The following is a 7,914-nucleotide window of genomic DNA, read 5'->3' as shown; positions in this document are numbered from 1 at the left end:
CACGGTGGAGCCATGAATCCCACCGCAAGACCGCCCGAACCAAGACCATCGAGGACCTCATCGCAGCGTAATCAACCGGCCACCCGACAGGCTCTCAGCCGGCAGGGCCGCCGACGTCCCGTTGATCTTCGCGAACCGTGTCGGGCCCGGCGCTCCTCCAGGGCGGGACCATCGCGAGACCCCGCGGTCGCGGTTGTGGCGAGGGAAGCATTAGACATCCACCCGTCGTCGGACAGCGTGGGGCCAAGGCCGGTGGGACTCGCGCGCCGCCGCGGCCAGACAGCGGGCGCTGTAGCGGAGATCCCGGAGCGCCACCAAGTGCCACGGGGCTCCCGGCAGGTCGCTGCGGGACTTCTTCGTCCGCGAAGGCGGAAGGTGATGGGCGGTGCGTGCCATGGGGCTCCGTCGGCAGCCGGCCGCCAGGGATTTCCTGGCGGACCACCACCTTCGATCGCCGTGCGAAGGTGACGGCCCCGGGCGGGCCGTACCGCACCTCCTCGGCGGAGGGCGTCGACAAGACGTACGACGGTAACTCGGGCACCAAGTGGTGCATCGAGGCGCCCGGCTCGAAGGTGCAGTGGCAGGTCGAGCTCCCCGACCCCGTCAAGGTCGCGTCCTACCGTCTGACGAGTGCCAACGACGTGCCGCAGCGCGACCCGCAGGACTGGACGTTCTCCGGTTCCGCCGACGGCGCCACCTGGACCACACTGGACAGCCGCACTCTGGCGACGCCCTTCGAGAGCCGTTTCCAGACGAAGGAATTCACCTGTGCCGACACCGCGGCCTACCGCTTCTACCGGTTCGACTTCGTTCCCGAAGCAGGGGTCAGCCACTTCCAGGTGAGCGAGATCGGTCTGTCCGGCGTCGACCTCGGCGGGGCCGGTTCGATGTACCTGTCGTCGCCCAGCGGGCACTCCGAGGGATCCGGTCAGGCCACGGACATCTCGAGTTCGGTGGACCGCGATCCGGCCACGGTCTGGCGGGTCGACGCCGTCGCACCGGCGGTCGTCTGGCAGGCCGACCTGTCCACCGCGACCGCCGTCACTTCGTACACGCTGACGGCGGCCCCGGACCGCCCGCACGACGACCCCCGGCGATGGGCACTCGAGGCATCGCAGGACGGGCAAGCCTGGGTGACCCTCGACACGCAGAACCCCGGCGCGCCTTTTGCCGGCCGCGGCGAGACCCGGACCTTCCGGATCACCAACAGCACGGCCTACCGCACCTACCGGCTCACATTCACCCCCGGCGAGTCGTCCACCGGCTTCCAGATCGGGGAAGTCGTGCTGGAAGGCAAGGGGTTCGACACGCGCATGCAGTCCACGTTCGTCGACTGCGAGGCGGCGCTCGAGGCGGATGCCGGCTACCGGGCCAAGGTCAAAAACATGCAGGCGCGCCTCGCGCCGAACAAGATCGGCCGGTGGGGTCAGCTGCAGGAGTGGCAGGAGGACATCGACAGCCCCACCGACATCCACCGCCACACCTCACACCTCTTCGCGGTCTACCCGGGCCGCCAGATCACCCCGAAGACGCCCGGCTTCGCGGCCGCCGCCCTCGTCTCGCTCAAGGCACGGTGCGGAGAGAAGGAAGGCGTCCCGTTCACGGCTGGGACGGTGTCGGGCGACAGCCGCCGCTCGTGGACCTGGCCCTGGCGGGCAGCCCTCTTCGCCCGCCTCGGTGACGGGCTCCGCGCCCAGATCATGCTGCGCGGACTGCTGACCTACAACACGCTGCCCAACATGTTCTGCAACCACCCGCCCTTCCAGATGGACGGCAACTTCGGCATCTCGGGCGCCGTGGCGGAGATGCTCCTGCAGAGCCACGACGGCGTCATCCACCTGCTGCCCGCCCTGCCGGACGAATGGAAGGCCAAGGGTTCCTTCACCGGACTCCGCGCCCGCGGCGGCTATGAGATCAGCTGTGCGTGGCGCGACGGAAAGGTCACGTCCTACAGGATCGTGGCCGACCGGGCGCGGAACCAACGGAACGTCACCGTGCGGGTGAACGGCGTCGACACGAAGGTGAAGCCGATCAAGCCCTGACGTCGGCCGTCCGCCGGCCGAAGCAGCGCGGCACGGGTCGTCGGCACAGCCGGTCTCTTCACCGGCTGTGCCGACCGGTATCAGAACACGCCACCTCCGAGGCAGTTGACGGGACCGTAGAACCAACGGCGCCCACCGCGCTCGGGGTAGGTCGGCCGGCGGCTCCTCGTCGGCCATCAGGTACGAGAGTTCTGCCAGGTGGGCGAACTCCTCCCCACACGTACGCCCGCGCGCAGCCGCCCCCTCGCTTCGTCCAGCAGGTCGGGCGGCCGAGCACCAGGAAGTGCAGGCACACCTTGGGTGTGCAGGCCTTCGTCTACGGTTTCCGGCGACCCCGAAGACTGGTGGCCAGTGCTGACGACGCCTGTTGCCAGTGCGCACTGAAGGGGCGATTTCAGGACACAACACAATGCCCCTTACGCTGCGACATGTCGGTCAGCAACGGTCGGCCGGAAACGAAGGGCGACACCATGACCTCAGAAACCAACACACAGAGCACCGTCAAGGCCACAACTGCCTTGCTGCAGGCGGAACTTCCGCGCCTGGAAGAGCATCAGCAGGCTCTGGAGAAGGAACTCGCGACGGTCACCGAACGCCTGGAGTCGGTGCGCACCGCTCTGACCGCTCTGCAGGCGCTGTCCACCGCTCCCCCGGCACCGGCACCTTCGCTGGTCGGCAGTGAGCCCGGCGCCGTCCCCGCTCCGTCGGCGAACGCTGAGACGGAGAACGTCGCCGCTCCTAAGATTCCGCGGCAGGCGCAGGGGGGCACCGACTCTGCCGTCGAGGCGGAAGCCCCGCAGGAGAAGGCAGCAGCCACCCCTGTTCGCCGTACGGCCCGGAAGGCGCCCGTGGCCAAGGGCCGCAAGCAGGCGCCCGCCAAGCAGAAGAGCGAGCCGGCTAAGAAGGCCGTCGCTGCCAAGGCCGCCAAGCCCGCCAAGCCCGTCAAGCCCTCGAAGGCCAGGGCGCCGAAGAAGGCTGCGCCCGCCGCGCCGGCAGTCGACGACAGTGGCAGCCTCACCGAGATGGCCATGAAGGTCCTGGCCTCCTTCGGCGACACCCCCGTCCGTGCGCGTGACGTCACGAAGGCCCTGGGACGCGAGCTCACCCCCGGCAGCATCAACACCGTACGCAGCACACTCGACCGACTTGTCGGCACCTCCCGCGCCCACCGCGCCGGCCGCGGCCTCTACCAGTCCCCCGCCAACTGACGCCTCCCCCGGGAGGAGCCGCCCGCACACCCCTGTCACTGGCCGGAAGCCGTGACGGGGGCGAAGGGTGTTGCTCCGTCGTTGAGCTCGCCGAGGCCGCGCTCCGGCCACTTGACCGCCTCCACGGCCAGTGCGGGGTGCCGCAGCCGGCGCCGTCCGAAGCCGCCCTCAGCCGCGTTCGAAGCAGTGCGACTGCCCGATGACCGAGAAGCCGCGGCGCTCGTACCAATGGCGTGGCCAGTCGTCCGCGTCTGCGAGCAGGAACCGCGTACCGCAGCCCGCGTCGGTGGCCATGCGCAGGGCCGTGGCAAGGACCGCGTCGGCGTGGCCGCGGCCGAGGTGGGTCTCGGAGGTCATCAGGTCCTCGATCTGGGCGATGCCGGTTGCCGGGTCCAGGTAGAGATCCGCCCACGAGGCGACCTCGCCCTCCTCCGTACGGGCCGCTATGAAGTGCACGGCGTCGGCGCCGCGGCGACGGGTCTCGCGGCGGTCGACGAGGTGGCGTACGACCGCGTCGTCGACGTCCGGGAGGAAGCCGCGCCAGCGCCGGGTGAGCGGCGCACGGATCGCGTCGAGGTCCACCTCCTCGGCGCGGCCGCCGGCCGGTACCGGGCCCGTGTGTGCCATGACCAGCTCGATCGAGTGGGTGTATCCGGCGCGGATCAGCGGCTCCGCGCACGCCCTCCCCGTCTCGTCGTCGAGGACGGAGATCAGCCGGAACGGCAGATGTCCCAGCGCCTCGTCCGCGATCCCGGGCAGCGCCTCGGGGGCGACAGGCCCGTCGATGACGACCTGATTGTTCATGTGCGAGTGCGCGAAGGCGTCGTCGCGTACGGCGAATCCGCCCGGGAGGTCGATGGTCTGCGCGGCCTGACGGCGGGCGAAGGCGGAGAGGAACGCGTTGATTCGTCGCAGTTCTGGGCGTGGCATGGGGCGAGCTTAGGGAGCCGCGGACCGTGGGCGCCTCCGCTTTTCCGTCCTCGCCCCGGGGGATCCAGGACCGCGTACGGGCTCATCAGGTGGGGAGTCCGACGAAGTGACCCACATGGGCGTCGGCAAACCGATTCAGCAGCCCACTTCTGTCGGAGGGGTCTGGGTCGGGAGGCGGCCGTGCAGGAGGAGGCTGACGATCTGGTCTATCACCGCCTCGCCCGGCGGTTCGCGGCTCACCGCGGCCAGGTAGACGACGGTTCCGGAGTAGATGTCGACCATCAGTGAGGTATCGGTGTCGGGCTGCAACCGGCCTTCGAGTCGGGCTCGCTCCAGCATTTCCACGACCGACGCGCGGCGGGGTTCGATGAGCTCGGCGAAGGCTCCGGTACCGGTGGGATCCTCGATCACATCGGCGAGCAGCGCCGGGAGGATCAGGCACGTGGGCATGGCGGAGACGAGCTCGACGGTCAGCCGGACGGCGGTTCGCAGGTCGGCTTCGAGGTCGCCGGTCTCATGGATGGGAGGAAGCGGGACGTCCCCGCTGAGGGCCTCGATCACCAGCGCGGCCTTGTTCGGCCACCACCGATAGATCGTCGCCTTGCCGACTCCGGCTCGCCGTGCGACGCCTTCGAAGGAAAGCCGCTGATATCCGACCTCGCTGAGCAGGGCTTTCGTGGCTCGGAGCACGGCTTCGTGAGACTCCCGGCGCCTCCGCCCGGAGCGAGGCACGATGCGGTTGCGCTGGGCGGCGTACTCGGGAGCCAAAGTGTCCTGACGGCCGTTCTGCTGCCTGGGAGTAACCACCGTGTGCCTCCTTTGTGAGCCACTGGTGCACCCTTTGACTTTGCCCTATGAGTGACCCTATCTTGGCGATACGAGGCGTTTCGTACCGTATGAGCCCTCTTGTACTCAATAGTAAGATCCTGAAGCCCGCCAGGGAATCGCTGCCAGCAATTCCGATGGGTGGATCACCGCGCACCAGACCCGCGCGCAGGATCTGGTGCGGATGGGCGTCCCCTGCGAACGCCCGAGATCTCTTCTCGACCCCCAGAAGGGGGACATCATCATGCGCGCGAATACGACCAGGATGCGGCGAATAGCCGCCTCGGTCTGCGTGGCGCCCCTCCTCGCTATCGCGGCCGGAGCCGGCGCTGTCAGCGCGGCCGCTTCTCCCCCGTCGTCCGCCGTCGCCTCCGTCCCGTCTCACGACGGCGGCTGGGGCTGGGGTTGCCAGTTTGGTGACGGCTGGGACTCGGGATTCCGCTGTCACGACGGCTTCGACCATGGCTTCGGTTTCGACCATGGCTTCCGCTTCGACCATGGCTTCGGTTTTGACCATGGCTTCGGCGGTGACCATGGCTTCGGCGGTGACCACGGCTTCGGCGGTGACCACGGCTTCGGCGGCGGCGGCCATGGTCGCTGAGGCTCCAGCGCAGTGAGTTTGCGATCAACACGCGGCAGTTTGTGAATGCCGCATCCGGATGCCCGGGCTACTCGGGCATCCGGACCCGTCTGGAGCGGCACACCGCACCCGCGGATCGTGCCGCTCTCAGCCCGTGATCAGGGTCTGGAGCGCGGGCGCGTACAGGTCCGCGAGGTGTTCGGGGGTGGCCAGTGCACCCGCGCCCTCGCGGTGCAGGCTCAGGGTGGCGCCGAGGCCGAGGAGGTGGCCGGCGATCAGTTCGGCGCGCAGGGCGCGTTCGTGGCCGGGGAGGCGGGCGGTCAGTGCCTCGGTGACCTGTTCGTGGAAGCGGTCGCGCAACAGCGAGCGTTCGTCCCGATTGCCGAGGGAGAACACCACGCGCAGGAGCGGGTCCATCTGCTGTTCGCGGCGGCGGCGCACGAGCGTGATCACCATGTGGCGGCCGAGCTCGTCCAGCGGGGCGTCGAAGAGCTCCTCGGCGGCCGGGCCGAAGTCGGCGACCGTGTTGAAGAGTTCTTCCTTGCGGCCGAAGTGCTTGACCACCAGGGAGGGGCTGACTCCCGCGTCGGCGGCGATCCCCCGGATGGTCACCTCCGCGTACGGGCGCTGGGTGAACGCCCGCCGGGCCGCCCGCAGAATCGCGTCCCGGCCCGTGCCGGGGTCGATGGGGGCCGGAGCCGGAGCGGTGGCCTGGCTGCCGGTCATGCGCCCTCCTCGATCGTGATCGTCCGCGCACCGCCCTTGCGGTCGCCGCGGCTCTCTCCGACCGTACCCGTACCGGCCGTACGCCTGCCGGGCAGGAACAATGTGACCGTCAGCGCCAGCAGCGCCGCGCCCGCCGCGATCAGGAAGACCAGCTGATACGCGTGGAGCGTCGGGGCCGTCCGGCCGCCCACCCGGAACGTCAGGCCGGCCAGGACGGCGGCCACGGTCGCGCTGCAGAACGCCTGCCCGATCGATCTCATCAGCGTGTTGAGACCGTTGGCCGCGCCCGTCTCGCCGGCCGGGACCCCGCGCATCACCAGCGCGGGCAGCGCCGAGTACGCGATGGCCGTGCCCGACGCGACGACCGTCGCACCGGCGATGATCAGCCACAGGCTGTGGCTGGTGAAGTACCGCACCACGTAGCCGACGGCGATGATCCCGGCCGCCAGCGTCAGACTGACCTTCGGTCCGTACGCCGCGGAGATCCGTGCCGAGACCGGCGAGAGCGCCACCATCGACACGCCGCCCGGCAGCAGGCACAGTCCGCTGACGACGAGCGAGGCGCCGAGCCCGTAACCGGTCGCCTTCGGCTCCTGCACCATCTGCGCGGTGACCAGGGAGTTCGCGTAGAAGGCGAAGCCGATCAGCAGAGCTGCGACGTTGGTCAGCAGGACGGCCGGGCGGGCCGAGACCCGCAGGTCGACCATGGGCGTCGTCACGCGGAGCTCGTACGCGCCCCAGAGCAGCGCCACCACGACGGCGGCGACGAGCAGTCCGACCGTACGGACCGACGTCCAGCCCCAGTCGGCGCCCTGTGTCACCGCGAGCAGCAGACAGACCAGGGCGGCGGACAGCCCGAGCGCGCCGACAGCGTCGAAACGGCCGCGCGAGCGCAGCGGGGACTCGGGTACACAGCAGAGCACCAGCACGATGTCGATGAGGCCGATCACTCCCGACACCCAGAACATGGTGTGCCAGTCGAAGTGCTCGACGACGAGCGCGGCGACCGGCAGCCCGACGGCCGCACCGATGCCGAGCGTCGAACTCATCAGGGCGACCGCGGAGAGGACACGCTCGGGCGGGAGTTCGTCGCGCAGGATGCTGATGCCCAGCGGTACGACGGCGAGCGCGGCGCCCTGGAGGGCGCGGCCGGTGATCAGTACGCCGATGTGGGAGCTGACCGCGCACAGCACCGAACCGGTGACCAGCACCGCGAGCGAGGCGACGAGCACCCGCCGCTTGCCGTACATGTCGCCGACCCGGCCCAGGACGGGCGTGAAGACGGCGCCGGTGAGAAGGGTGACGGTGACCAGCCAGCTCGCGGCGGCGGGGGTCGCGCCGGTGAGGGCCGGGATGTGCGGCAGAAGCGGGACGACGATCGTCTGCATGACCGCGACCACGACCCCGCAGAAGGCGAGGACGCCCACGGCGAAACGGGGGTGGTGCGGGGTCGGCGTCCGGGCGGCTGCCCCGTCGGGGGCAGATGTGTCCGCGGGCATGCGATCTCCGTGGGGTGCTCGGCGGTGGCGGTGGAAGCCAAGGGGTGCACAGACGTTCACCCCCAAGGGTAAACGCTTGTGCACCCCCTGGGGGCCCGGGTGTC

The 7,914-nt window shown here is 69.9% G+C and carries 7 protein-coding genes; 3 read left to right on the top strand and 4 right to left on the bottom strand.

Going from position 1 to position 7,914, the window contains the following annotated elements:
• Positions 1-464: 464 nt before the first annotated feature.
• Both ACGFSA_RS19205 and ACGFSA_RS19200 read left to right on the top strand, forming a co-directional pair.
• Positions 465-2,042 carry a glycoside hydrolase family 95-like protein gene (locus tag ACGFSA_RS19205; protein ID WP_393305659.1) on the top strand — a complete coding sequence of 526 codons (1,578 nt, stop codon included), beginning with the start codon at positions 465-467 and terminating at the stop codon, positions 2,040-2,042.
• 470 nt (positions 2,043-2,512) lie between these two features.
• Complete coding sequence (locus tag ACGFSA_RS19200) at positions 2,513-3,250, top strand: hypothetical protein (protein WP_393305657.1); 738 nt, start codon at positions 2,513-2,515, stop codon at positions 3,248-3,250.
• Between the two features lie 168 nt (positions 3,251-3,418).
• Here the strand turns inward: ACGFSA_RS19200 and ACGFSA_RS19195 are convergent, their stop codons facing one another.
• Both ACGFSA_RS19195 and ACGFSA_RS19190 read right to left on the bottom strand, forming a co-directional pair.
• Complete coding sequence (locus ACGFSA_RS19195; RefSeq protein WP_393305655.1) at positions 3,419-4,180, bottom strand: GNAT family N-acetyltransferase; 762 nt, start codon at positions 4,178-4,180, stop codon at positions 3,419-3,421.
• 135 nt (positions 4,181-4,315) lie between these two features.
• Positions 4,316-4,987, bottom strand: coding sequence for a TetR/AcrR family transcriptional regulator (locus tag ACGFSA_RS19190; RefSeq protein WP_393305653.1), 672 nt, complete (start codon positions 4,985-4,987; stop codon positions 4,316-4,318).
• A gap of 262 nt (positions 4,988-5,249) precedes the next feature.
• On the opposite strand from ACGFSA_RS19190, the gene ACGFSA_RS19185 reads away from it, so the two are divergent.
• Positions 5,250-5,606, top strand: coding sequence for a hypothetical protein (locus tag ACGFSA_RS19185; protein WP_393305651.1), 357 nt, complete (start codon positions 5,250-5,252; stop codon positions 5,604-5,606).
• Between the two features lie 126 nt (positions 5,607-5,732).
• On the opposite strand, the gene ACGFSA_RS19180 is transcribed toward ACGFSA_RS19185, so the two are convergent.
• Positions 5,733-6,311 carry a TetR family transcriptional regulator gene (locus ACGFSA_RS19180; RefSeq protein ID WP_393305649.1) on the bottom strand — a complete coding sequence of 193 codons (579 nt, stop codon included), beginning with the start codon at positions 6,309-6,311 and terminating at the stop codon, positions 5,733-5,735.
• The gene (locus tag ACGFSA_RS19175) at positions 6,308-7,810 is read right to left on the bottom strand and encodes an MFS transporter (protein ID WP_393305647.1); all 1,503 of its coding nucleotides are present in this window, start codon (positions 7,808-7,810) and stop codon (positions 6,308-6,310) included. Before ACGFSA_RS19175 ends, ACGFSA_RS19180 begins: the two co-directional genes overlap by 4 nt.
• Positions 7,811-7,914: the final 104 nt, after the last annotated feature.

The organism is Streptomyces sp. NPDC048496, from assembly GCF_043200055.1.
In the GTDB taxonomy this organism is placed as follows: Bacteria; Actinomycetota; Actinomycetes; order Streptomycetales; family Streptomycetaceae; genus Streptomyces.
Note: the sequence above shows the minus strand (reverse complement) of the source record. Positions and strands in the feature narration are given on the sequence as shown.